General features: G+C 70.5%; 20 protein-coding genes and 1 pseudogene. 12 read left to right on the plus strand and 9 right to left on the minus strand.

Translation table 11 applies throughout. The features are described 5' to 3' along the window. The first annotated feature begins 59 nt into the window (after positions 1–59). From H8R17_RS20960 to gnd, 4 genes are read left to right on the plus strand one after another with little or no spacing between them, the layout of a single operon-like run. On the plus strand, positions 60–1,046 hold the full coding sequence (locus H8R17_RS20960) for a cyclase family protein (protein ID WP_187824745.1): 987 nt from the start codon (positions 60–62) through the stop codon (positions 1,044–1,046). Beyond that, positions 1,046–2,104 carry an NAD(P)-dependent oxidoreductase gene (locus H8R17_RS20965; RefSeq protein ID WP_187824746.1) on the plus strand — a complete coding sequence of 353 codons (1,059 nt, stop codon included), beginning with the start codon at positions 1,046–1,048 and terminating at the stop codon, positions 2,102–2,104. Before H8R17_RS20960 ends, H8R17_RS20965 begins: the two co-directional genes overlap by 1 nt. Continuing rightward, entirely contained in the window at positions 2,101–3,000 is a 900-nt protein-coding gene (locus tag H8R17_RS20970) for an NAD(P)-dependent oxidoreductase (RefSeq protein ID WP_187824747.1), read from the plus strand. The genes H8R17_RS20965 and H8R17_RS20970 overlap by 4 nt, the downstream gene beginning before the upstream one ends. A 3-nt stretch (positions 3,001–3,003) precedes the next feature. Then, positions 3,004–3,897 carry a phosphogluconate dehydrogenase (NAD(+)-dependent, decarboxylating) gene (gene gnd, locus H8R17_RS20975; protein ID WP_187824748.1) on the plus strand — a complete coding sequence of 298 codons (894 nt, stop codon included), beginning with the start codon at positions 3,004–3,006 and terminating at the stop codon, positions 3,895–3,897. 707 nt (positions 3,898–4,604) lie between these two features. Here gnd and H8R17_RS20980 read toward each other — a convergent pair. Continuing rightward, positions 4,605–6,089: a gluconokinase gene (locus tag H8R17_RS20980; protein ID WP_187824749.1), complete on the minus strand. Its 1,485-nt coding sequence runs from the start codon at positions 6,087–6,089 to the stop codon at positions 4,605–4,607. 159 nt (positions 6,090–6,248) lie between these two features. Between H8R17_RS20980 and H8R17_RS20985 the strand changes: the two genes are divergently transcribed. The 4 genes from H8R17_RS20985 to H8R17_RS21000 are packed head-to-tail and all read left to right on the plus strand — an operon-like array spanning position 6,249 to position 10,112. Beyond that, the gene (locus H8R17_RS20985) at positions 6,249–7,133 is read left to right on the plus strand and encodes an NAD(P)-dependent oxidoreductase (protein ID WP_316959474.1); all 885 of its coding nucleotides are present in this window, start codon (positions 6,249–6,251) and stop codon (positions 7,131–7,133) included. Positions 7,134–7,192: 59 nt separating this feature from the next. Then, entirely contained in the window at positions 7,193–7,951 is a 759-nt protein-coding gene (locus tag H8R17_RS20990) for an SDR family NAD(P)-dependent oxidoreductase (protein ID WP_187824751.1), read from the plus strand. A gap of 20 nt (positions 7,952–7,971) precedes the next feature. After that, a complete protein-coding gene (locus H8R17_RS20995) occupies positions 7,972–9,027 on the plus strand; it encodes an L-idonate 5-dehydrogenase (RefSeq protein WP_187824752.1) in 1,056 nt (351 codons plus the stop codon). 41 nt (positions 9,028–9,068) lie between these two features. Then, positions 9,069–10,112, plus strand: a complete 1,044-nt coding sequence (locus H8R17_RS21000; RefSeq protein ID WP_187824753.1) for a D-glycerate dehydrogenase — start codon at positions 9,069–9,071, stop codon at positions 10,110–10,112. 139 nt (positions 10,113–10,251) lie between these two features. Here the strand turns inward: H8R17_RS21000 and H8R17_RS21005 are convergent, their stop codons facing one another. From H8R17_RS21005 to H8R17_RS21040, 8 genes and pseudogenes are all read right to left on the minus strand, one after another. Further along, a complete protein-coding gene (locus H8R17_RS21005) occupies positions 10,252–10,953 on the minus strand; it encodes a GntR family transcriptional regulator (protein ID WP_187824754.1) in 702 nt (233 codons plus the stop codon). Between the two features lie 83 nt (positions 10,954–11,036). Then, on the minus strand, positions 11,037–12,365 hold the full coding sequence (locus H8R17_RS21010) for a Gfo/Idh/MocA family oxidoreductase (protein WP_316959475.1): 1,329 nt from the start codon (positions 12,363–12,365) through the stop codon (positions 11,037–11,039). A gap of 125 nt (positions 12,366–12,490) precedes the next feature. After that, positions 12,491–13,741, minus strand: coding sequence for an ABC transporter substrate-binding protein (locus H8R17_RS21015; protein WP_223125303.1), 1,251 nt, complete (start codon positions 13,739–13,741; stop codon positions 12,491–12,493). 57 nt (positions 13,742–13,798) lie between these two features. Next, positions 13,799–14,701, minus strand: a complete 903-nt coding sequence (locus tag H8R17_RS21020) for a carbohydrate ABC transporter permease (protein ID WP_316959476.1) — start codon at positions 14,699–14,701, stop codon at positions 13,799–13,801. Next, positions 14,691–15,668, minus strand: coding sequence for a carbohydrate ABC transporter permease (locus tag H8R17_RS21025; RefSeq protein ID WP_187824756.1), 978 nt, complete (start codon positions 15,666–15,668; stop codon positions 14,691–14,693). Before H8R17_RS21025 ends, H8R17_RS21020 begins: the two co-directional genes overlap by 11 nt. Before the next feature lie 394 nt (positions 15,669–16,062). Further along, positions 16,063–16,259 (minus strand): annotated as a pseudogene (locus H8R17_RS21030) (transposase family protein); the annotation flags it as partial. A 25-nt stretch (positions 16,260–16,284) separates the two neighbouring features. After that, a complete protein-coding gene (locus H8R17_RS21035) occupies positions 16,285–17,325 on the minus strand; it encodes a LacI family DNA-binding transcriptional regulator (RefSeq protein ID WP_223125304.1) in 1,041 nt (346 codons plus the stop codon). Between the two features lie 156 nt (positions 17,326–17,481). Further along, entirely contained in the window at positions 17,482–18,531 is a 1,050-nt protein-coding gene (locus tag H8R17_RS21040) for a LacI family DNA-binding transcriptional regulator (RefSeq protein ID WP_187824758.1), read from the minus strand. A gap of 338 nt (positions 18,532–18,869) precedes the next feature. Here H8R17_RS21040 and H8R17_RS21045 point away from each other — a divergent pair, with 338 nt between their 5' ends. The 4 genes from H8R17_RS21045 to H8R17_RS21060 are packed head-to-tail and all read left to right on the plus strand — an operon-like array spanning position 18,870 to position 22,925. Further along, on the plus strand, positions 18,870–20,066 hold the full coding sequence (locus H8R17_RS21045) for an extracellular solute-binding protein (protein ID WP_187824759.1): 1,197 nt from the start codon (positions 18,870–18,872) through the stop codon (positions 20,064–20,066). Further along, positions 20,063–21,172: an ABC transporter ATP-binding protein gene (locus tag H8R17_RS21050; protein ID WP_187824760.1), complete on the plus strand. Its 1,110-nt coding sequence runs from the start codon at positions 20,063–20,065 to the stop codon at positions 21,170–21,172. Before H8R17_RS21045 ends, H8R17_RS21050 begins: the two co-directional genes overlap by 4 nt. Continuing rightward, positions 21,169–22,092 (plus strand): sugar ABC transporter permease, encoded by a 924-nt coding sequence (locus H8R17_RS48735; protein ID WP_316959477.1) that lies wholly within the window; start codon positions 21,169–21,171, stop codon positions 22,090–22,092. The genes H8R17_RS21050 and H8R17_RS48735 overlap by 4 nt, the downstream gene beginning before the upstream one ends. After that, positions 22,089–22,925 carry an ABC transporter permease gene (locus tag H8R17_RS21060; RefSeq protein WP_187824761.1) on the plus strand — a complete coding sequence of 279 codons (837 nt, stop codon included), beginning with the start codon at positions 22,089–22,091 and terminating at the stop codon, positions 22,923–22,925. Before H8R17_RS48735 ends, H8R17_RS21060 begins: the two co-directional genes overlap by 4 nt. Positions 22,926–22,934: the final 9 nt, after the last annotated feature.

Raw genomic sequence — 22,934 nt, forward strand, 5'->3', positions numbered from 1 at the left:
TAGCGCGCCCATGGGGCCGGCCGACGACATCCATCGAGCCTTGGAGCGCTGAACATCCCATGACCAGCAGCCCGCACGAATCCCCCCACCCCGGTTCCCCGCACCTGGACTGCTCCGCCCTCCCCGACAACGGCCCCGCGCTGACGCGCCAGGAGTTCGACGCCCTGTTCGACTCGGTAGGCACCTGGGGCCGCTGGACCCCCGCGGACCGCGGCGCCTGGAACCGCGTCACCCCCGAGCACGTACGGCGGGCCACCGCTCTCGTCCGTACCGGCACCACCGTCCCCATGGCCCTGCCCTGGAACACCGTGCCCGGCCCGGACAACGGCAAGCCCGCCCTGCACTACATGTCCGACCTCGGCGACGTCGAGGCCCCCGAGCCTTCCTGCCACAAGGACTTCATCGCCGTCGACTACCACGGCAAGGGAGTCAGCCACCTCGACGCGCTCTCCCACATCGCCTACCGCGGGCAGCTCTACGACGGCCGCACCGCACGCGAGGCCGTCGACGCGGCCGGCGCCCACTTCGGCGCCGTCTCCTCCCTCGGCCCCCTGGTCACCAAGGGTGTTCTCCTCGACCTGCCCGCCGTTCTCGGCACCGACTGGCTGGAGCCGGGCCGGGCCGTGCACGCCGAGGACGTCCTGGCCGCCGAGAAGGCGCTCGGCGTGACCATCGCCGAGGGCGACGCCGTACTGCTGCGCTCCGGGCACTTCCGCCGCCGCGCCGAACTCGGCGCCTGGAACCCGGACAACGCCAGCGCCGGTCTCCACGTGGACGCGATGCCGCTGCTGGCCGAGCGCGGGATCGCCCTGCTCGGCGGCGACGGCGACAGCGACGTACGGCCGTCGCCGGTCGAGGGCCTGCACTCTCCCGTGCACGCGCTCGCCATCACCGCGATGGGCGTGCCCCTGCTGGACAACCTGGACCTCGAACCGCTCTCGACGGCGTGCGCCGAGGCCTCCAGGCACGAGTTCCTGATGGTCGTCGCGCCGCTGAACATCCCCGGCGGCACGGGCTCGCCCGTCAACCCGATCGCGGTGCTGTGATGACGGGCGAACGCTTCACCGCCGGCGTCAGCCGGGACTTCCTGGACGCCCACGGCCGCAACGTATGGGGGGACATCCGGCTCGGCGAGCTGGACGCCGCGGGTGTCGACTGGCACTACCTGCCGCGCGACACCGGCGAACTGCTCGCGGCCGACGTCGACGGACTCGACGCCGTCCTGTTCGCGGGGCCCGCCGTCACTGAGCGCACCTTCGCGGGCGCCGCCCGCCCGCCGGCGCTGTTCGCCCGCTTCGGCGTCGGCTACGACACCGTCGACCTCGACGCGTGCACGCGCCACGGCTCCCTGGTCACCATCACACCGGACGGTGCCCGCCGACCGGTCGCCACCGCCGCGCTCACCCTGCTGCTGGCCGTCCTGCACAACCTCGCCGCCAAGGACCGGCTGGTGCGGGAGGCACGCTGGGCCGAGAAGGAGCAGTGGATGGGCCTCGGCCTCACCGGCCGCCGCGTCGGTCTGCTCGGCCTCGGCAACACGGCTCGCGATCTGGTCGGTCTGCTGCGGCCGTTCGAGGTCGACGTCGTGGCGTACGACCCGTACTGCCCGCCGGAGACGGCCGAGGAGCTGGGCGTCCGGCTGGCGGACGCCGACACGGTGATGGCCGAGGCCGACGCCGTGATCGTGATGTGCGCGCTCACCGAGGAGACACACCACCTCGTCGACGCGCGACGGCTGTCCCTGATGATGCGGACGGCCGTACTGCTGAACGTGGCGCGCGGACCGATCGTCGACGAAGCCGCACTGGTCGAGGCGCTGCGACTGCGCCGCATTCGCGCGGCGGGCCTCGACGTGTTCGAGACCGAGCCGCCCGCCCCCGGACACCCGCTGCTCACCCTGGACAACGTCACCCTCAGCCCGCACGCCCTCGCCTGGACCGACGAGATGTCCGCCGGGAACGGCGGCAGCGCCGTCCGGGCCGTCCTGGACGTGGCGGCGGGCCGCGTCCCGCGGTTCGTCGTCAACCGCGCGGTGCTCGACGAGCCACGGCTCGTGGACCGCCTGGGCTCACGGGCGGCTGCGCGGACCGAGGCCCCGGTATGAGCGGGCAGCCGCGGACGGTCGGCTTCGTCGGGCTCGGCGCGATGGGGCTGCCGATGGCGCTGAACCTCGCCAAGGCCGGGTTCGACGTCCTGGCCTGGAACCGCAGCCGTCCCGCGCTGGACGCCGCAGCAGCCGCAGGCTGTCGTATCGCCGAAAGCCCGGCCGAGGTGGGCGCCGCGGCGCCGGTCGTGCTCACCATGCTGCCCGACCTGCCACAAGTCACCGATGTCGTAGGCGCGTTGCTCAGCGCGGACCCGGTCTCGGACACGCTCGTCGTGATGGGCACCGTCTCCCCGGTCGGCGTACGGGAGTTGGCCGTGCAACTGCGGGCCCGACGCGTCGCGGTCGTCGACGCTCCCGTCAGCGGCGGCGTGACCGGTGCCCGCGACGCCGCCCTGTCGATCATGGCGGGCGGGGCCCTGGACACCGTCGAGCGGGTCCGCCCGTACCTGGCGGCGATGGGCTCGACCGTACGGCACATGGGAGACGTCGGCGCCGGCTCACTCGCCAAGGCCTGCAACCAACTCGTCGTCGCGGGGACCCTGGTGGCCCTCGCCGAGGCCGTGGTCCTCGGCGAGCGCGGCGGTCTCGAACCGGCCGCACTCCTCGACGTACTGGGGGGCGGACTCGCCTCCTCCGAAGTACTGGCACAGAAGCAACGCCACCTCGCCGAAAGCGACTTCACTCCCTCGGGTCCCGCCCGTTACCTCCACAAGGACCTCGGATTCGTGCTGGACAGCGCGGCCGCCAAGGACCTGACCCTGCCGCTGTCCGGCACGGTCGCCCGCCTGTACGCGGAGGTCGAGGCGCAGGGACTCGGCGACCTGGACAACAGCGTCGTCCTGGAACTCCTGCGCGGCCCCGGCACCCACCACCCGCACCACTCGAAGGACTGACCAATGCAGGTAGGAATCGTCGGACTCGGACGCATGGGCGGCAACATGGCGGCCCGCTGGCGGGACGCCGGACACGAAGTGCTCGGCTACAGCCGCACCTCCCCGGACCGTGATGTGACGTCCCTGGAGGAAATGGCGGAGAAGCTCGCCGCCCCGCGCGTGGTGTGGCTCATGCTGCCCGCGGGCGAGCCGACCCGTCAGGCCCTGCGGGACCTGGCCGGGCTGCTGTCCCCCGGGGATGTGGTCGTGGAAGGCGGCAACTCACGTTTCAGCGACGACCCCCAGCACGCCCGACTGCTCGCCGAGCACGGCATCGGCTACGTCGACTGCGGCGTCAGCGGCGGGGTGTGGGGCCGGGAGAACGGCTACGCGGTGATGTGCGGCGGCGAGGACGAGCACGTGCGGAAGGTGTGGCCGTTGCTGCAGTCGCTCGCTCCGGAAGAGGATGGGCTGGTCCACGCGGGCCCGGTGGGCGCCGGTCACTACGCCAAGATGGTCCACAACGGCATCGAGTACGGCATGATGCAGGCCCTCGCCGAGGGCTACGAGCTGCTGGAGGCCTGCGAGTACGTGCCCGACGTCCCCAAGGTGCTCGCCTCCTGGCGGCACGGCACGGTGGTCCGCTCCTGGCTCCTCGACCTACAGGTGCGGGCCCTGGAGGAGGATCCCGAACTGGCCGCCCTGTCCGGCCGGGTGGACGACTCGGGGGAGGGCCGCTGGACGGTCGAGGAGGCCGTACGCCTCGCGGTCTGCGCACCGGCCATGACCGCCGCGCTCTACGCCCGCTTCGCCTCCCGCAAGCCGGACGCCGCCCAGTTGAAGGCGCTGGCGGCGATGCGGCAGCAGTTCGGCGGCCACGCTGTGCATGCCGCGCCGGCGCCCGCCGGCCAGGGCTGACGTCCCGTCGCCCACCTGGTCCGGCGATTCCGGACCCCGTTCCGCGCAGCCGGACCAACCACGACGGAGCACCGCGTGGACCGGGGGACGCTTCCCACCGCCCACGCGTCCCAGCCGTAGCGGTGGACCGCCCAGGCGCGTGCGCCGCGTTGGAGAGCGAAGGACGACATGCGTACGGAAGAAGACGAAAGAAGTCAGACTGACGCTCCATCCGTGAGCCGCCGGGGCTTTCTGGCTTCGGCGGCAGCCGTCGGCACGGTGGCCGCGGTCGCGCCACGTGCCGTACCCGCCGCGGCTGCCCCGATCGCCGACACGACTGAGTACACGGAGAACCCGGCTGCGTCGACACGCCGGCCGGCAGGGGGTACGACCGGCGTGTCGAAGCCCCGATACCGGACCCTCACCTCTTACCTGGACCCGCTGCCCATCCCCCCGACCGTCGAAAAGGCCCGTGAAGCGTCGCCGTCAGCGGCGGCTCCGGCGACACCGCCGGCGTTTCGTACGCCACCATCCGGATGCGCACCACACGGGCACGACTCCACTCACAGCTTCCGCCCACTCCCCTCTGGGCCTACGACGGTCACTTCCCGGGCCCCACGATCGAGGTCCGCCGCGGTGAATGGCTCCGCGTCACCTGGAAGTGGCCCGGCCCCAGGGGGCGAACCTGCGGTGGAGCGGCCTGTCCAATGAACTCCGTCCGGGATCTCTCAGTGCGCCGCGCGCAGGAGCCGGTACAACTGCTCGGTGAGCGGCCGGGCGGCGGCCATCTGGCGGGCCGCCACCGGATCGGGGAACACAGTCCGGTGGGCGCGTGCCTCCGCCTGAACCGGAGCCGACGTGAGCGTCGGCAGGCCGCCGAGCGCGCGCCGGCCGAGCAGCGCGGCTCCGTGACCGGACCCCGCCGCATCGTCGATGATCTCCAACGGCATGTCGAGGGCTGCGGCCATGACCTCCGCCCAGAGCGGGGAGCGCAGGGCGCCGCCCGTGGCCCGTACCGTCGAGACGGGTGCGCCTGCGGTCGGCATCGAGTCGCGGACCAGGGCCAGTTGCTGCCCGACCCCCTCGATCAACGCCCTGGTCATATGGGCCCGGCCGTGCCCGCGGCGCAGGCCGATCAGGGCGCCGCGGGCGTCCGGGTCCCACCACGGCGCACGTTCGCCGAGCAGGTGGGGGAGTGCGACCAGGCCCTCGGCGCCGGGCTCGACCTCGGCCGCCTCGTTGAGGAGGTCGGCGACGTCGACCCCGCCGAAGGAGTCGGCGGCCCACTGGGCGACGACCCCGGCGTTGCTGACCGCGCCGCCGAGCACCCACAGGCCGTCGGCCAGGTAGTAACAGAACACCCGGCACTGCTCGTCCACGCCCGGCCGGTCGCGTACGACCCGGAGCGCGCCGCTGGTGCCGAGGGACAGCGCGGCGGTCGCGGGGGCGGTGGCGCCGACGGCGAGATTCGCCAGCGGACCGTCCCCCGCGCCCGCGACCACGGGCAGGCCCGAGGGGAGCCCCAGCACGGCGGCCGGTTCGGAACACAGGGCGAACACAGCCGTGGGTGGTACGAGTTCGGGCAGCCGCCCCGCGGACACTCCGGCGACCTCCAGTGCGGGCGGGTGCCAGTCCGTGGTGTGCATGTTCATCAGCCCGGTGGCCGAGGCACAGGAGAGGTCCGTCACCAGGCGACCGGTCAGCATCGACAGGACGTAGTCCTTCAGACCGCACCAGACGGCCGCGCGCCGGGCGAGTCCCGGCTCACGGGCGCCGAACCAGGCGAGCTTGGTCAACGGAGTCATCGGGTGCACGGGGGTGCCGGTCGCCCGGTGCAGCTCCTCACCGCCCGCGCCGTCCGCGCGCAGGCGGCGCGCGACGTCGGCCGAGCGGGTGTCGGCCCAGCTCAGAGCCGGGGTCAGCGGGGCGCCCGAGGCGTCGAGCGCGAGCAGTGTGTGCAGGGCGGCGCTGAACGACAGGCCGCTCACCGTGTGTCCGTGGCGCGCGCACGCCGCGGCGCTCTCGCGCACCGCCTCGATCACTGCGCCCAGTACGGCTTCGGGGTTGTGCACAGCCGCGCCGTCCGGCGTGCTCCGCAGGGGTGTCGCCCGCTCGACCGTCGACACCGGTCGGAGGGCGCCGTCCACCGCGACCACCTTCGTCGCGGTGGTGCCCAGATCGATGCCGAGCACCACCTCGCCCGCGCGCTGCATGTCTGTCTCCGTTCTGGCGCCTGCCCGGACCGTAACAACATGTGGAGCATAATCCAATATACTGAACAGTATCGACTCCAGCATCACGCATTACTTGTCAATCTAAGAAATGCAGGACAGTATTCTGTTCTACGTACAGCATTTGGTTCAGGAGGCTTTGTGTCAGGACACAACGAAGTGGGGGTCGCCGGGCTCGGAGTCATGGGCTCGGCGATCGCCCGCCGGCTCTTGCGGCGCGAGCGCGCCGTGACGGTCTACGACATCCGACCGGACGCGATGGCCCCTCTCGCCCGCGCAGGGGCGGCCACCGCCGGTTCCGCCGCTCAACTGTCCGCCACCGCCACGGTGATCCTGTCCCTCAACACCGCCGAGATCGTCGAACGCGTCGTCTTCGGCCCGGACGGCATCCTCAGCGCCGCAACGGAGGGCGTGCTCGTCATCGATATGTCCAGCATCGACCCCGGCCGCACCCGCGACTTCGCCGAGCGCGCCGCGAAGCTGGGCGCGGGCTGGGTCGACGCGCCGCTGTCGGGCGGGGCTCCGGGCGCCGAGCGCGGCGAACTGACCCTGATGCTCGGAGGCGACGAGGAACATGTGGAGCGGGCGCTGCCCGTGCTGGGCGCGCTGGCGACACGCTTGACCCACCTCGGGCCCGCCGGATCCGGGCAGTTGGTGAAGTCCGTCAACCAGGTGCTGGTCGGCTGCGGTTTCGCCGCGCTCGCCGAGGCGGCCGCTGTGGTGCGCGCCGCGGGGCTCGCACCGCGGCAGGTGCTCACCGCTCTGACCGGTGGCAGGGCCGACTCCGCGCTGCTGCAGGAGTTCTTCGTGAAGTTCGCCGAGGCCGATCTCACGCCGACCGGCCGGGTCAGCAACATGGTCAAGGACCTGGAGGCCGCCCGCGAGTACGCCTGCTCCGTCGGCGTACCGCTGCCGGTCACCACCACCGTCTCCGAACTGCACCGCTGGCTGGCCGCAGCCGGCCACGGCGACGCGGACAACGCGGCGTTGATGCACTACTACGGCACTGCGGAGGTGCGGCCGTGACGCATCCCGACGGGGCCGGCCGGCTCCCTTCCCCCCCCGTATCCCCGAGAGGGCGCGCGTTGTTCGACCTGTCCGGCCGCCGGGCCCTGGTCACCGGCTCCAGCAAGGGCATCGGCCTGGCCCTGGCCACGGGACTGGCCGAGGCAGGAGCCGAAGTGGTGCTCAACGGACGGGGCGCCGAGGCACTGGAGCTCGCCCGCGCCGAACTCGCCCGGCACACCGGCAGGACCGTGCACGCCGCGCCGTTCGACGTCACCGACGAGGCCGCCGTACAGACGGCGGTACAGAGGATCGAGGAGCGGATCGGCCCCGTGGACATCCTCGTCAACAACACCGGCGTGCAACACCGCGAGCCGCTGCTGGAAGTGTCCGCGGCCACCTTCGAGCGCGTGCTGCACACCAACCTCACCAGCGCCTTCCTCGTCGGGCGCACGGTGGCCGCCGGCATGGTCGGGCGGGGCCACGGCAAGGTCGTCAACATCTGCTCCGTGCAGACGTGGCTGGCCCGCCCCGGCATCGCCGCCTACGCGGCCTCGAAGGGCGGCCTGGCGATGCTCACGCGCGGGATGTGCGCCGAGTGGGCCGGCTCAGGGGTCACCGTCAACGGCCTGGCCCCCGGCTACGTCGTCACGGAGCTGACCCAACCGCTCGTGGACGACCCCGCCTTCGACTCCTGGATCCGCGGACGCACCCCGGCCGGCCGCTGGGCATCGGTCGAGGATCTCGTCGGCACGCTGGTCTGGCTCGCGGCCCCGGCGTCCGACTTCGTCAACGGCCAGGTGATCGCCGTCGACGGCGGCCTGACCGCCGTCATCTGAGGTCATCCGAGAGGGGAACCATGGACACGAACAGCATGCGAGCGGTGGTGGCGCACGGGGCGGGCGACCTGCGTGTGGAGGAGCGCGACATCCCGGAACCCGGCCCCGGTGAAGTGGCCCTCGACATCCGCTACGGCGGCATCTGCGGCTCCGACCTGCACTACTGGCGGCACGGCGCGGTCGGGGAGTTCCGGATACGCGAACCGCTGGTCCTGGGCCACGAGGTCGTCGGCCAGGTACGCCAGTTGGGCCCCGGCACGCAGGCCCCGCCTCCGGGAACACCGGTGGCCGTGCACCCGCTGGCGTCGTGCGGAACCTGCCGGCAGTGCCGTACCGGACGGCGCAACACCTGCCTGGACGCCGGCTACCTCGGCAGCGCGGCCCGCGATCCGCACGTACAGGGCGGCTTCGCCCACGTACTGGTGGTGCCCGCGGAGCGGGTGCTGCCGCTGCCCGAGGGCCTGGCCCCGCGGCTGGCCGCGCTCGCCGAACCGGCCTCCGTCGCCTGGCACGCCGTACGCCAGGCCGGTGACGTACGGGAGAAGAGCGTTCTGGTCACGGGCGCCGGCCCGATCGGCTGCCTGGTGGTCGCTGCGCTACGTGCCGCGGGCGCCGGTGAGATCACCGTGACCGACGTCCACGAGGAACCCCTGGCCGTCGCCCAGGCGGTGGGCGCCACCTCGGTCGTACGCGTCGGCTCGGAGCCGGACGGCCTCGACGGTCTCGCCGCCGACCTGGCCATCGAGTCCTCGGGAAACCCGGCCGGACTGCGCACCTGCGTGTACGGCGTGGACAGGGGCGGCCTCGTGGTCGGCCTGGGGCTGCTCCCTCCCGGTGACACGCCGGTCGCCGCCAACGCCGTCATCACCCGGGAGCTGCGGCTGGTCGGCTCCTTCCGCTTCGACACCGAACTCGGCGAGGTACTGCGGGCCTTGTCCGACGGCCGGCTGCCGGTCGACCCGGTGGTCACCTCCGTCCTGCCGGTGTCCCGCACGGACGAGGCCTTCCCACTGGCGGCCGACCCGGCCCGCTCCTGCAAGGTGCTGCTCGACTTCGGCGACCCGGACGGGGCCTGACGTACATCCAGCAAATCACCAGTGGAGAAGCGGAGTTCACCATGACCAGCGGTACATCGCTGCCCCGGCCTCGGGTGGCGGTCAGCCGCGCCGGACTGCCGGGAGCGGGCGTCGAGCGCCTCGCCACCCGCTACCAGGTCACGGCCTGGGAGGGAACGGCACCGCCCGTCCCCGCCGAACTGGCCCGACTCGCCCAGGGCTGCTCGGCACTTCTCGTGCTCGGCACCGACCGCGTCGACGCCCCGCTGCTGGACGCGGCCGGACCGGACCTGCGCGTCGTGGCCCTGGCGTCGATGGGCTACGACGGCGTCGACCTGGACGCGGCCGCCGCTCGCGGTGTCGTCGTGACCCACACGCCCGGGGTACTGGCCGAGACGACCGCGGACATCGCGATGGCGCTGATCCTCATGGCGCGGCGCCGCCTCGGAGCCAGTGTGGACGCGCTGCGCCGCGGCGAGTGGGGCGCCTTCCGCATGGACGCCTTCCTCGGCCTCGACGTACAGGGGGCGACACTCGGGCTCATCGGCTACGGCCAGATCGCCCGCGCCCTGGCCCGCCGGGGCGCCGGGTTCGGGATGCGGGTACAGCACCACCACCCACGGCGCAGGGATGACGACGAGCTGTCCCGCTGGGTGCCGTTCGACGAGTTGCTGACCACCAGCGACATCGTCTCCGTACACACCCCGCTGACCCACGAGACAGCCGGCCTCATCGGCGCAGCGGAACTCGCCCGGATGAAACCCACCGCGACCCTGGTCAACACCGGACGGGGTGGCGTCGTCGACGAGGACGCGCTGCTCGCGGCACTGCGCGGCGGGCGGCTGCACTCGGCGGGTCTCGACGTGATGGCCGACGAACCCCGCTCCGACCCCGCGGATCCGCTGTTCGCCGAACCCCGCCTGGTCGTGCTACCCCACGTGGGATCCGCCACCGAGGCGACCCGCGCCGCGATGGTGGACCTGGCCGCCCACAACATCGAGGCAGTCCTCGAAGGCGGCCCGGCACCGAACCCGCTGCCGGGCGCGCCGGGGCGGCGACCGGCCCCGCACCGCGTCCAGAAGATACCCAGCTTCCGCGGCGAGTAGCTCACCAGCAGGTTCTCGGTCTGCTGGTGGTACACGCCTGGCAGGTTGTCGACCAGCCCAGACAGCGCCTGCCGAGACGGCGAGCGGGCCGCCGGCCCGTGCGGGCCCCTCCGAACGAGCCCGCTACCGGTCGGCCGCCTCAGCCCCGGGTTGCGATGTCGGGGTCCGGTTCCCGCCCCTCGCCCGTTGCGGACTGCGGGAAGGCCCGGCGCACGAACCCCGCGATGTGGTCGTACAGCAGGTGTGCGGCGCCGCTCGCGTCGCCCTCCAGCGCGCGGGTGAGGATCCACCGGTGCTCCTGCGCCTCCCGCTCCCAGCTGGGGGTGGACTCCCAGGCCACCGCCGAGACCAGCGCCGCCTGGTCGCGCAGGTCGTCGAGCATCTGCACCAGGAGCGGGTTGCCGCAGGGGCGGTAGAGCGCGCGGTGGAAATCCCGGTTGGCCAGGGAGCGGTCGGCTCGGTCCTCGGCGGCGTCGGCGCGGTCCAGGGCCTCCTGGGCGCCGGGGAAGCCCGAGTGTGCGAGAACACTGCGGCGCACCGCCTCCGGTTCGAGCATCAGCCGCACGTCGTAGACGGAGCGGGCCATGGTCGCGTCCACGGCCCGTACTGCCGCGCCCTTGAACTCGCTCATCACCACCAGTCCGCGTCCGGCCAGCGTCTTGAGCGCTTCGCGCACGGGGGTCTTGGACACCCCGAACCGCCCGGCCAGCTCGATCTCGACCAGCGGCTGTCCCGGCGGCAGTTGGCCGGTGAGGATGGCCTGCGTCAGGTGTTCGAGGACGAATTGGGTCCTGGAGGGGATGGGAACGGCCGGTGTGGTGCCAGGCACGGGCGCACTCATGCGGCAACAGCTCTCAGGTCTCGTCTACCGTATGTCATATGTAACGTACTCGGGGCGGTGCCGGCCGGGGCGGTATCGGGTGGTCATCCGAGACGGGTGCCGTCGTCCACCAGCCTCACTGGTCGGTGAGTGCCGGCCGAGGTGCTCGCCGCGACGCCCACGAGCACGCTGCGGATGCCGTCGCGGTACCCCGCCTGCCGACTCAGCGGGTCCCGGGTGGGGCCGCGGAAGACGTCGTCGAGCAGCAGCCGATCCCCGCCGCCGTGCCCGCCGCCCGCCCGCCCGCGGTCGCCCCCGTCATGGAGGGCGATCTCCTCCCGCGGGGACCAGTGCGGTTGCAGGGTCAGTCGTTCCCATGCCCCGTCGGCGTGCTCCTTGCTGCGCGCCGACGGGTCGACGGCGGCGCGTGGCGGCGTCCAGGCGCGTTCGCAGACCTCCAGCTCGGCCCGGCCCTCGGTGCCGTTCACCGCCACGCGGTACCCCTCGAAGGGTGCGTGGGCGTGCAGCGAGTAGGTCAGCATCGCGCGGTTGTCGTAGCGGACCAGCACCGCCATGGTGTCGTCGATGGTCACTCCGTCGCCGAACACGTCCTGGTCCCGCTGGTAGCCGTCCTCGTGCTCGGCGTCGAGATAGAGCCGCGCGAGCCGTTCGTCGCGGGACATGTCCAGCAGGAAGGGGTCGGTGTCGGCCGAGGGCGCTCCGGTGCCGCGCGCGGGCCGCGGGCCCAGGCCGCGTCCGCGGGCGTTCTCGCTGCCGTAGAAGAGCAGGTCCGCCTGGGCGAAGACCAGCTCGGGGCTGGCGTCCAGCCACCAGTTCACCAGGTCGAAATGGTGGGTGGACTTGTGCACCAGCAGCCCGCCGGAGCGCGTCCGGTCCCGGTGCCAGCGCCGGAAGTAGTCCGCGCCGTGGATGGTGTCCAGCACCCACTCGAAGTGCACGGAGGTCACCTCGCCGACGGCGCCGTCCGCGAGGAGACGCCGCAGCGCCGTGTTCCGGGGCGAGTAGCGGTAGTTGAAGGTGACGATGATGCGGGCGGTGCTGCGCTCGGCGGCGGCCGCGATCGCCGCGCAGCCCTCCGCGTCGGTGGTGAGCGGCTTCTCCACCACGACGTCCACCCCGGCGTCCAGGGCGGCGCACACGTAGGGGGCGTGGCTGGCGTCCACCGAGGTCACCACCACCGCGTCGGCGCCCTCCAGCATCGCGGTGAAGCCGTCCGGGCCGAAGCACGGCACGGGCCCCCGGCCTGTCGCGGCGATGCGCCGGTTGTAGAAGTCCATCCGGGTCCGGTTGCTGTCGCACAGCGCGACGATCTCTCCGGTGTCGCTCCAGTCACCGAGCAGCGCGTCGACGTACATCTGCGCGCGGTGGCCGAGCCCGACGACGGCGTAGCGCCGTTTCCCAGGCGATTCCACAGGCGGCTCCTCGAAGGCGGGTCTTCGGATGCAGACGGTTCACGCCGCGCGACGGCGTGCCGGGGCGACGAGCGGCCCGGCGGGTCAGGCCGGGCACGGCACGCCGGGCGTCAGCGGGGCGGGGCTCAGCCGAGCGTGCCGTTCGCCTCCTTCAGGAACCCCTCGGCGGCGTCCTTCGGGGTCTTGTTGCCGGAGATGACGTCCTGGCCGTAGCGCTTCAGCATGTCCGGGATGTCTGCGGCGCCGTCCGGATAGGCGGAGGGCGGATCGGCCAGCTTGTCGCGGACCTTGTCGACAAAGTCGAGCGACGCCTGGTCGGCTGCGGGCAGGTCGCTGCGGATCTCCTCGAGGACCTTGCTGTTCATCGGCAGGCCGCGGTCGCTGCCCAGGATCTTGCCCGCCTGCGGGTCGTTGACGAGGAAGTCGATGAGCTTGCCGGCCGCCTTCTGCTGCTTGCTGTGTGCGCCGACGGTCCAGAACATCGCCGGCTGAAGGAACATGCCGCTGCTCGTCGCCCCCGGTGCCTGCGGCATCTGTAGCAGGTCGATCTTCTCGCCGGAGGCGGTGTTGGCGGCGCTGAGCTGGTTGGTCCAGTACATCCCCATGCCGCCCTTGTTGGTGCCGATGAGGGACTGCTCGATGCTGTTGGCGTCCAGCTCGTTGCTGAGGGCAGCGTCGGGGGAGCCCTTGGTCTTGATCATGCCCGCGCTGAGCTGGTACCAGTCGGCGAGGGTGCCGGCCGAGACGCCTATCTTGCCGTTGTCGTAGAGCGATTCACCGCGCTGTGCGGCGAAGACGTTCAGGAAGGCGTCGTTGAAGTTGATCTGGGTGCCGTAGAGGCCGCTGCCGCCGGCCTTGGTGAGCTGGGTGCTGACGTCCTCGTAGTCCTTCCAGGTCCAGGACGAGTCATCGGGGAGGCTGACCCCGGCCTTCTTGAAGACGGAGGTGTTGGCCATCACGGCCCAGGCGTTGGCGCCGGTGGGGATGGCGTACTGGGTGTCGTCCACGGTGCCGCTGGAGAGCAGCTTCGGATCGAGATCGCCGGTGTTCACCAGCCCTTTCAGATCGGCGAGGGTGTTCTTGCGGGCGAACTCGCCGAGCTTGCGGATCTCGATGGCGAAGACGTCCGGGGCGTCCCCGGCGGCGACCTTGGTGGTCAGCTGGTCGTAGTAGGAGTCCCAGTTGGAGTACGACGACTTGACCGTGACGTCCGGATTCTGCTTCTCGAAGAGGTCGATGGCCTGCTCAGTGATCTTGTGCCGGCTGGCCTCGCCCCACCAGCTGACCTGAAGTGTGACCTTTCCGTGGCCGCCTGACCCCGAGTCGCCTCCGCAGGCGGCGGTGGTGGCCAGGGCGCCTGTGGCCGCGAGTGCCAAGCAGAGCCTTGCCGTTCTCTGTCGGTGAAGCACGGAAATCTCTCCTTCGGTACGTTGCTATTTCAGGCCGGTGACGGCGACCCCGCGGACCAGGTACTTCTGGCCCGCGAGGAAGAAGCCGAAGATGGGGCCGAGGGAGAGCACCGACATCGCGAACATCGGCCCCCAGGCGGATTGACCCGTCGAGTCGAGGAAGGTGCGCAGGGCCACCGGCACGGTCTGCTTGTCCGGCTCGGTCAGGAAGATCAGCTGGCTGAGGAAGTCGTTCCAGGTCCAGATGAAGGTGAAGATGGCGGTGGTGGCCAGCGCCGGCAGCGACAGCGGAATGATGATGCGGCTGAAGATCCGCCAGTGGCCGGCCCCGTCGATCCGCGCCGCCTCGTCCAGGTCGCGCGGCAGCGTCCGGATGAACTGCACCATCAGGAAGACGAAGAAGGCGTCGGTGGCGAGGAACTTCGGGACGATCAGCGGGTAGAACGTGTTGATCCAGTCCAGCTGCTTGAAGAGGATGTACTGCGGGACGATCACCACCTGCAGGGGCAGCATGATGGAGCCCAGCATGAGCGCGAACCAGAAGCGCTTCAGCGGGAACTCCATACGCGCGAAGGCGTACGCGGCCAGGGAGCAGGCGGTCAGGTTCCCCAGCACCGCGCCGCCGGTGATGATCAGTGAGTTGACCAGGTAGTGGCTGAAGGGGCTGCTCAGCGCGTTCCAGCCGTCGACGAAGTTCTGCCCGGTGATGCTCGTGGGGATCAGCCCCTGCTCGCGGAAGATGAGGCCGTCCGGTTTGAGGGAGCTGGAGATCATCCACAGCAACGGGTAGAGCGTCACCAGGCCGAAGAGGATCAGGCCGAGGTGGATCAGGAGCTTCTTTCCCCGCAGCGCGAGCAGAGCCCTGGCCAGCAGCGTGTTGTTCAGCCCGGCCTGAGCGGAGTTATCGGTTTTCGCCTCAGTTGTCACCGTAGAACACCCAATACTTCGACATCAGGAAGTTCAGCGCCGTCAGGCACGCGATGATGATCACCAGGAACCAGGCCATCGCCGAGGCGTAGCCCATCTCGAACGAGTTGAAGCCCTTGGTGTACACGTACATCGTGTAGAAGAGCGTCGAGTCCGAGGGGCTTCCGTTTCCGCCGCTGACCACGAACGCCTGGGTGAAGGACTGGAAGGCGCCGATCAGTTGCAGAATCAGGTTGAAGAAGATGACGGGGGTCAGCAGCGGCACCGTGATGTGGAAGAACTGCCGCACCTTGCCCGCTCCGTCGATGCCGGCCGCCTCGTAGTAGCTGACTGGAATCTGCCGCAGGCCCGCCAGAAAGATCACCATGGGCGAGCCGAAAGTCCAGACGTTCAGGACGATGAGCGTCCCCAGCGCGGTGGACGGGTCGCCGATCCAGCTGCGCCCGTCGACGCCGAACAGGCCGAGGAAGTGATTGAAGAGGCCGTCGTCCCCGAAGACCTTCCGCCACAGAATGGCGATGGCCACGCTGCTGCCGAGCAGCGAGGGAAGGTAGTACACCGAGCGGTAGATGGCGAGGCCCCGCACGCCCCGGTCCAGCACCAGCGCCAGCAGCAGCGCGAAGGCCAGTTGCAGGGGCACCGAGACAAAGACGTAGATCGTGGTGTTCTGCAGCGCCTTCAGGAACCGCGGATCGTCCGTGAACATCCTGGTGTAGTTGTCCAGGCCGACCCAGTCCGAGCCCCCGATGAGGCTGTAGTCGGTGAACGACAGATACAGAGAGGCCAGCAGCGGCCCCGCGGTGATGAACAGCAGTCCGCCGAACCACGGCGCCAGGAACAGGTAAGCGGTGAGCGCCTCTTTGCGCCGTCGCCGCTTGCGCGCCCGGTCGGCCTCCCGCGCACTCGCGGAGCGCCGGCTGTCGGGCCGTGCTCTCTCCGGGCGCGAACGCACCTGAGTGCCGGTCATGCAAAGCCTCCTGACATCGTGCGAACGGCCCGCCCGGACCGCCGTGGAGTGCTGCCCGCGGATGGGTCGGATGGCTCAACGGCATGTCATATATGACGTATGAAGTACGTCGTATGGCGTGGGAACGTAGAGCCGTCCGGGGGAGCCGTCAACACTGCGCGCACGATTCATGGCGGTCTCTCGTACATGGCATGCCACATACGTGATCTGATCGGGCCGCGGAGCAGAGGCGCTGAGCGAGGCACGAGGACGTGGACGCGGTCGAGATTGCTCCCGGAAGGCCTGGCGGCTGAAAGAGCTCAGCCATCTTTGTGTGGCCCTCAACGGGGCCTCCGTCGCCGGCCACGTCGTTCGTGCCCTGTGAAGCCGACGGCCATATCGAGGTCCCGGGCAGTTTCCTGATCCTGTGCCGCTGGAGCGCAAGCCGTGGCCCGAGGTGGTCGATGATGCGGTCTGCTGCGGACTTGGAGATACCGAAGAGCGGGGCGAGTTGGCGCATCGTCAAGTTCGTGCGCCAGTAGGCCACGCCAAGCAGCCAGGGCCGAGCCCGGTGAACGGCAATATCCAGGACGACTCCGACGCCGTGATCACACCAGCCGCGTCACCTTGGGGGTACCTACGTGGCCGGTCCGTTCGCCGAACGGCCGGCCGCCTGCGCGCGAGGCGTGCTCTCCCGGACGTGCACGGTCGTCGGGATGCGCACCGGGCGGGCCTCGTCGTCGGACAGCGCGAGCCGCACCGCTTCGATCCCGGCTTCTCTGAGTGGCACTGCGACGGTGGTCAGCGCGGGTACGACGTCGATCGCGGAGCTGATGTCGTCGAAACCGGCCACCGCGACGTCACGGCCGGGCTCCAGGCCCGAGTCGCGCAGCGCGGTCATCACGCCGATCGCCATCGTGTCGCTGACCGCGAAGACCAACTCGATGTCGCCCAAGCCGCGTTCAACCAGCTCGCGAGCCGCGTCGTAGCCTCCGCTGCGGGTGAACTGGGTGCGTATGAGTACTTGGTCGTCGGCCTCGATCCCGGATGCGCGCAGGCCGGTGGTGAACCCCCTGCACCGGTCGAGCGAGGTCTTGATGCGGTCGGGGCCACAGATGATCGAGTACCGCCGGTAGCCGGCCTCCGCCAGGGTCCGGGCCAGCGTTTCGGCTCCGTGCGCGTTGTCGATGGTGACGGTGGGGAACGGCAGTCCTGGCTGGCTGATCAGCACCACGCGGCCGCCGGTGGCCCGGTACTGCGCGAGTTCGTCGATGAGCTCCTGCTCGGTCTCGCTGTCGTCGATCCGGCTGCCGGCGACGACGATGATCTGCGGGCGGTGACCCCGCAGTCCTCTGACGAGCTCCAACTCGCGATGGGGGGAACGGTCGGCGACGGTCATGGTGACGACGAGCCCGTTCGCCTCCGCGGCGTCGGTGACCCCGGCGGCGATGGCGGAATAGTAGGGGTCGGCCACGTCGCTGACCACCAGCGCCACAGTCCGGGTCGATCCCTTGGCGGTGGCCTGCGCCGAGGCGTTGGGTACATAGCCGAGCCTGGCCGCGGCGGCGAGCACGCGCTCGCGGTTTTCCGACCGGACGCCGCGACTGCCGCCGTGGAGGGCTCGCGACGCCGTGGCGAGGGAGACCCGCGCTTCCGTGGCGACGTCCTGCAGGGTCACCGAGGCGGCTTCCGGGCCGGCGGCATAGTGGCGGCGTGGCGTTGTGCCGGACTCGGACCTGCTGTTCAGCGCGGGCATCGTGCGCGTTTCACCGCCAGTAACTCTCGACTCAAGGGTGGCAATCGCTTTCCAATGTGGCCGCAGGGTGCCGCGCGGTCAAGGGTGCGGCGCTCGCGGGCCCCTCGGCATGGTGCTGTCACGGACGACCAGGTGGCCCTGGACCATCAGGGTCGTCGGTTCGTGGCGGTCGGCCAACGCCATCCGGATGGAGGTCGCCCCCATGTCGGTCAGCGGCAGCGCGACCGTGGTCAACTGAGGCGTCACGTCGACCGCGAGCTGGATGTCGTCGATTCCCGTCACCGACACGTCGTGGGGCACCCTGACCCCGGCGGCGCGGAATGCCGACATCGCGCCGATGGCGACCGCGTCGTTCACGGCGAGGACGGCGTCGGTCGCCGCCATCCCCTGGTCGGCCAGTGCGCGGGCCGTCTCGAAGCCGCCTTGGCGGTCGCCCGTGCAGTTCACCGTGCGGATGGCCGCGGCGGGCACCCCTGCGCTGGTCAGCCCGTCGATGAAGCCGCAGACGCGCGCCGAGAGGTTCGCCGTGCCCTGTTCGGACCCGAGGATCACCACGTTGCGGTGACCGGACTGCGCGAGGTAGTTGCCGACGCAGTACCCGGCGCCGTGATTGTCCAGGTCGATCGAGTCGAACGCCTCCTCCGCGGCGCCGACGATGACGACTCGGCCCCCCTCGTGCTCGTATGCCTGCAGTTCCCTGAGCAGTCGCTCTTCGAGTCGGTTTTCCTGCAGTCGTCCGGAAGTGAGAACCAGCGCCTTCGGACGCAGGCCGCGCAGCAGTCGGACGGTCTGCAACTGCCTGTCCGGGGTCGCGCGGGTCGAGGACACGGTGACGAACGCGCCCGACTTCCGGGCCTGCCTCTCCATCGCCGCGACCACCATGCCCATGGAAGGTGTGGTCAGGTCGTCCGCGATGAGCGCGACCGCCTCGCTGGTCCGTCGCATCGCCCGTGCGGACGCGTTCAGCGTGTAGCGCAGGTCTGCGGCGGCCGTGCGCACGCGCTCGGCGGTCGCGTGCGAGACCGAGTGGGTACTGCCTCCCAGGACGCGGGATGCGGTCGTGATCGAGACGCCTGCCGCAGCCGCGACGTCACGCAACGTGACAGGGGATCTGGCTACTTCGGGCATCGGGTGCCTCCTCCAGTATCGGACGACCGACAGGCGCAACTGCACGCAACGGGACGATACGTGATCGAGAACGCCGGTGGGCGTCGCGCCGATGATCCTCCCTCCTGTGGCGACAAGGCGGCGGTGAAGGCGTTTTGCCAGCTCACGGGTGGTAGAGCTCGTTGGGTGATCCGCTCCGGTGGTTTCGCGGCCGGCCGGACGGGCGCGTTCTGATCGTCTGGCGGGACAGTATCGACGTGTGCATTGACACACATTCGGAGCCGGCCCTACGGTCCGGAAAGCGATTTCCTTCGCCGCCGCCGGGCACCGATGCCCGGTGATTGAGGAAGGCCTCTCCGATGAAGATCAGATCAGCCGTGCGTGTCGCTGGTTTGCTGGCCGCAGCACTGGTGGCTTCGGCCTGTTCGGCCCCTGACACCCAGTCTCTGCCCGAAGCGCCGGCTCAGGCTCCCGCACTGCCCGATTCCCCGGTCAAGCTGAACATCCTGGATGTGTCGGGCGACCTGGCCCACATGAAGCAGGTGATCGAGAACTACAAGGCGGCGCATCCCAAGCTCGTCTCCGGCATCACCTACGAGACGGGGTCACCCGCCGACGTGGCCGGCAAGCTCGCTGCCCAGCAGGCCGCCGGCCGTGTCTCGATCGACGTGGTGCTGACGGGTATCGAGGGCTTGTCCAACATGCGTGCGCAGAAGGCGCTGCTGCAACTCATGCCGGCCTACAAGTCGGCCCTGCCCGAGTTGTCGTCGCAGCTCACCGAGGCGGGTTCGGTGATGCAGAAGGCAGGTGACGGCTTCGGCATCACCGACTCCGCCGACCCCAACGGCCCGCTGCTCACCTACTCCAAGTCCCGCGTCGGCACCCCGCCCACCACGCCGGAAGCGTTGCTGGCATGGGCCAAGAAGCACCCCGGCCGGTTCAGCTACGCCAACCCGACCGGCGGTTCCGGCCCGGCCAACCAGTTCATCGACGCGCTGCCGCACATGCTCGGCGACACCAACCCGGACGATCCCAAAACCTGGGACAAGACCTGGGCGTACCTGGCCGAGCTCAACAAGTACACCGGGACCTACTACGCCAAGACCTCCGAGTCCTTCGACGCGGTGACCAAGGGCGCCATCGACATGACGGTCACCTCCGGCGGCTGGGACCAGCAGCGGCACGCCAACGGCAGCTTGGGCAAGGACATCCAGGTCGCTGCCTTCGACGATCCCCAGCTCGTCATCGAGGGCCGGTACGTCACGGTGCCGCGCGGGGTCGAGCCGGAGAAGCTGGCCGTGGTCCTCGACCTGGCCAAGTGGATGCTCAAGGCGGACCAGCAGGCACTCACCTACGCCCTGCACGGCAGCGGCTTCCCGGTCAAGGGCGTCACGCCCAGCCTGGCGCCGCCGGACATCGCGGCGGTGTTCAAGAAGTACGGCAGGCCCGAGCTGGTCGAGAAGCTGCAGCAGGGAACGCCCATCGCCCCGATGGCGGGTGCGAACGTGCAGGCCAAGTTCTCGGAGTGGAACGAGAAGATCGGATCGAAGAAGTGAGTCGCGCGGCGACCTTCGGCGAGCTGCGGATCGACGGGCTGGGCCGCCGGTTCCCCAATGGGTTCACCGCTCTGGACGGGCTCGACCTCACCGTGCAGGGGGGCGAGTTCATGGCCCTCCTCGGCCCGTCGGGCTGCGGCAAGTCCACCGCGCTGAACCTGCTGGCGGGGCTGTTGGAACCGACCAGCGGGTCGATCTGGATCGACGAGCAACGGGTGGACACACTGCCGTCGGAGAAGCGGAACTTCGGCATGGTCTTCCAGAACTACGCGCTGTTCCCGCACCTGACCGTCGCCGAGAACGTCGCGTTCGGACTCCGGATGCGCAAGGTGGGCAAGGCCGAGCGGACCGCGCGGGTCCGCAGGGCGCTCGACCTCGTGCAACTGGGTGAGCAGGCGGACAAACCTCCCGGTCAGCTCTCCGGTGGTCAGCAGCAGCGGGTCGCCATCGCCCGCGCGATCGTGGTCGAGCCCCGGCTCGTGCTCATGGACGAGCCGCTGTCCAACCTGGACGCCAAGTTGCGGCTGGACATGCGCACGGAGATCCGGCTGCTGCACCAGGAACTCGGCCTCACCACCGTGTACGTCACCCACGACCAGGCCGAGGCGCTGTCCCTGGCCGACCGGCTGGTGGTCATGTGCAGTGGCGTGGTGCAGCAGATCGGCACCCCGGCGGAGGTGTACGACAGGCCGGCCAACGCGTTCGTCGCCGCGTTCGTCGGCTACCGCAACGCGCTGCCGGCCCGGATGGCCGGGGGAACCGTCGAGATCGCCGGCCTCGGCTGGGCGTTCCCCAGCGAGCGCGCACAGGGAGCCGACGGCGACGCGGTCGCCATGATCCGCCCGGACGACCTGCTGATCGGCGGTCCGGAAACCAGCAGGCCGATCCCGCTCACGGTGCGGGTGTGCGAGTACCAGGGGCGGACGTTCGCGGTCGAAGGACGCACCGCCGACGGCACGGTGGTGCACGCGCACTCGCTGGAGCCGCTCTCGCCGGGCAGGACCGTCGACGCCAACGTGCAGCCGGAACGGATCCAGGTCTTCCCCTCCGACGCCGGATCCGGCACGCAGGAGCCGGCCCTGGTCGCGAGTGGGGAACAGTCGTGAGCGCCGTCGCCGCGACCCCGCGCAGCGGCGGCGGCCGGGACGGTGTGCGGGCCTGGGCCCGTGCGCGGGGGATCACCCCGGTGCTGTGGCTGGTCGTCCCCGGTGTGCTGTTCATGCTGGTGTTCTTCGTCTACCCGCTGTTCTACGGGGTAGGACTGTCGTTCCAGGGCAAGGACGGTCCGCTGTCGGCCTACGAGGCGTTCTTCACCAACCGGCTGGTCGACAACCAGGGCAGCCGCGAGTCGGTGCTCATCACGCTGCAACTCGCGCTGCTGGCGTCACTGATCAACGTCGCGGCGGCGCTGCCCATCGCGTACCGGATGCGGGGTCCGGTGCGGGGCAAGCGGGTCATCACCGCCGTGGTGCTCATCCCGATGACGCTGGGGACGGTGTTCGTCGCCTCGGCGATGAACAACTTCCTCGGCCCGGCGGGCTGGTTCAACAAGGCCTTGCTGACCGTCGGGCTGGTCGACGCGCCGCTCGCGCTGACCGGCAACTTCCTCGGCGTCCTGCTGTCGCTGGTGATCAGCGGCTTCCCGTTCGCGTTCCTGCTGATGCTCGGGTACGCCTCGGGCATCGACCCGAGCCTGGAGAAGGCCGCCGCCGTGCTCGGCGCGGACGCCCGGGCCAGGTTCCGGCTGATCGCGCTACCGCTCCTGCTACCGGGTCTGACGATCACGTTCTGCCTGTCGTTCGTGCTCGCGTTCGGGGTGTTCCCCTCGGCGACCCTGGTCGGCAACGACGCAGGTCCCACCAGGGTGTTGTCCAAGATCGCCTACACCGAGTACACCAACGCCCAGTACGCCACCGCGTCGGCCACCGCGGTGATCATGGCAGTCATGCAACTGGTGGTGATCGGCCTGGTGTTCGGGCTGCGCGGCAAGCTCTACCGCGGCTCGACCGCAGGGGGTAAAGGATGACCGCCGAGATCACCGCACGCCGCCGTTACACCGTCACCGGCGCGGCCACCTGGACAGGTCTGTGGACGTTCATCGGCGGTCTGCTGGTCGCCGTGCTGGTGGTCGTCCTGGCGTCGTTCACCCAGCAACTCAGCGGTGGGTGGCTGCCGGGAGACGTCACCACCAAGTGGTACTCCGGCGCCTGGTCCTACTTCGACCTCCCGAGTCTGCTGACCACGACGCTGGTCGTCGCGGCCGCGGTGGTGGCGTTGTCGCTCCTGGTGGCGATCCCGACGGCATTCGCCCTGTCCCGGCTGGACTTCCCGGGCAAGCGCCTGGTGCTGATGCTGTTCCTGGTGCCGCAGGTCATCCCGACCATGAGCTACGCGGTGCCGCTGGCCACCTTGGTGTACCAGTTGCGGCTCAACGACACCATCGCCGGGCTCGTGCTGGTGAACCTGGTGCCGGCGCTTCCCTTCGCCGTCCTGGTCCTCATCCCGTTCGTGGATCAGATCGACCCGCGCGTCGAGGACGCCGCCCGTGTGTTCGGCGCGGGATTCCGCCAGGTGTTCCTGCGTGTGCTGGCCCCGCTGATGGTTCCCGGCCTGCTGGCCGCCGGTGTGCTGGTCCTGGTCCGCGTGGTCGGCCAGTTCGAGCTGACGTTCCTGGTCGCCGGACCCAACAGCCAGACCATCGTCGTGGCCCTGTTCGGGGCGGCGCTGCAGGCAGGCCAGCTGCCCTCGCAGCAGATCGACGCGATGGCCGTCGTGTACATGCTCACCACGCTCGTCCTGCTCATGATCGCGCTGCGGTTCGTCGACCCGACGTCCGTCGCCGCACGCAACCGCCGTTGAGGAAGGAGC

This window comes from Streptomyces sp. TRM68367 (assembly GCF_014495685.1).
Taxonomy (GTDB): domain Bacteria; phylum Actinomycetota; class Actinomycetes; order Streptomycetales; family Streptomycetaceae; genus Streptomyces.

Excerpts from the sequence above, each read along its gene's own strand:
- H8R17_RS20960 (WP_187824745.1), top strand. The coding sequence starts at position 60 with ATGACCAGCAGCCCGCACGAATCCCCCCACCCCGGTTCCCCGCACCTG.
- H8R17_RS20965 (WP_187824746.1), top strand. The coding sequence starts at position 1,046 with ATGACGGGCGAACGCTTCACCGCCGGCGTCAGCCGGGACTTCCTGGAC.
- H8R17_RS20970 (WP_187824747.1), top strand. The coding sequence starts at position 2,101 with ATGAGCGGGCAGCCGCGGACGGTCGGCTTCGTCGGGCTCGGCGCGATG.
- gnd (WP_187824748.1), top strand. The coding sequence starts at position 3,004 with ATGCAGGTAGGAATCGTCGGACTCGGACGCATGGGCGGCAACATGGCG.
- H8R17_RS20980 (WP_187824749.1), bottom strand. The coding sequence starts at position 6,089 with ATGCAGCGCGCGGGCGAGGTGGTGCTCGGCATCGATCTGGGCACCACC.
- H8R17_RS20995 (WP_187824752.1), top strand. The coding sequence starts at position 7,972 with ATGGACACGAACAGCATGCGAGCGGTGGTGGCGCACGGGGCGGGCGAC.
- H8R17_RS21000 (WP_187824753.1), top strand. The coding sequence starts at position 9,069 with ATGACCAGCGGTACATCGCTGCCCCGGCCTCGGGTGGCGGTCAGCCGC.
- H8R17_RS21005 (WP_187824754.1), bottom strand. The coding sequence starts at position 10,953 with ATGAGTGCGCCCGTGCCTGGCACCACACCGGCCGTTCCCATCCCCTCC.
- H8R17_RS21025 (WP_187824756.1), bottom strand. The coding sequence starts at position 15,668 with ATGACCGGCACTCAGGTGCGTTCGCGCCCGGAGAGAGCACGGCCCGAC.
- H8R17_RS21040 (WP_187824758.1), bottom strand. The coding sequence starts at position 18,531 with ATGCCCGAAGTAGCCAGATCCCCTGTCACGTTGCGTGACGTCGCGGCT.
- H8R17_RS21045 (WP_187824759.1), top strand. The coding sequence starts at position 18,870 with ATGAAGATCAGATCAGCCGTGCGTGTCGCTGGTTTGCTGGCCGCAGCA.
- H8R17_RS21060 (WP_187824761.1), top strand. The coding sequence starts at position 22,089 with ATGACCGCCGAGATCACCGCACGCCGCCGTTACACCGTCACCGGCGCG.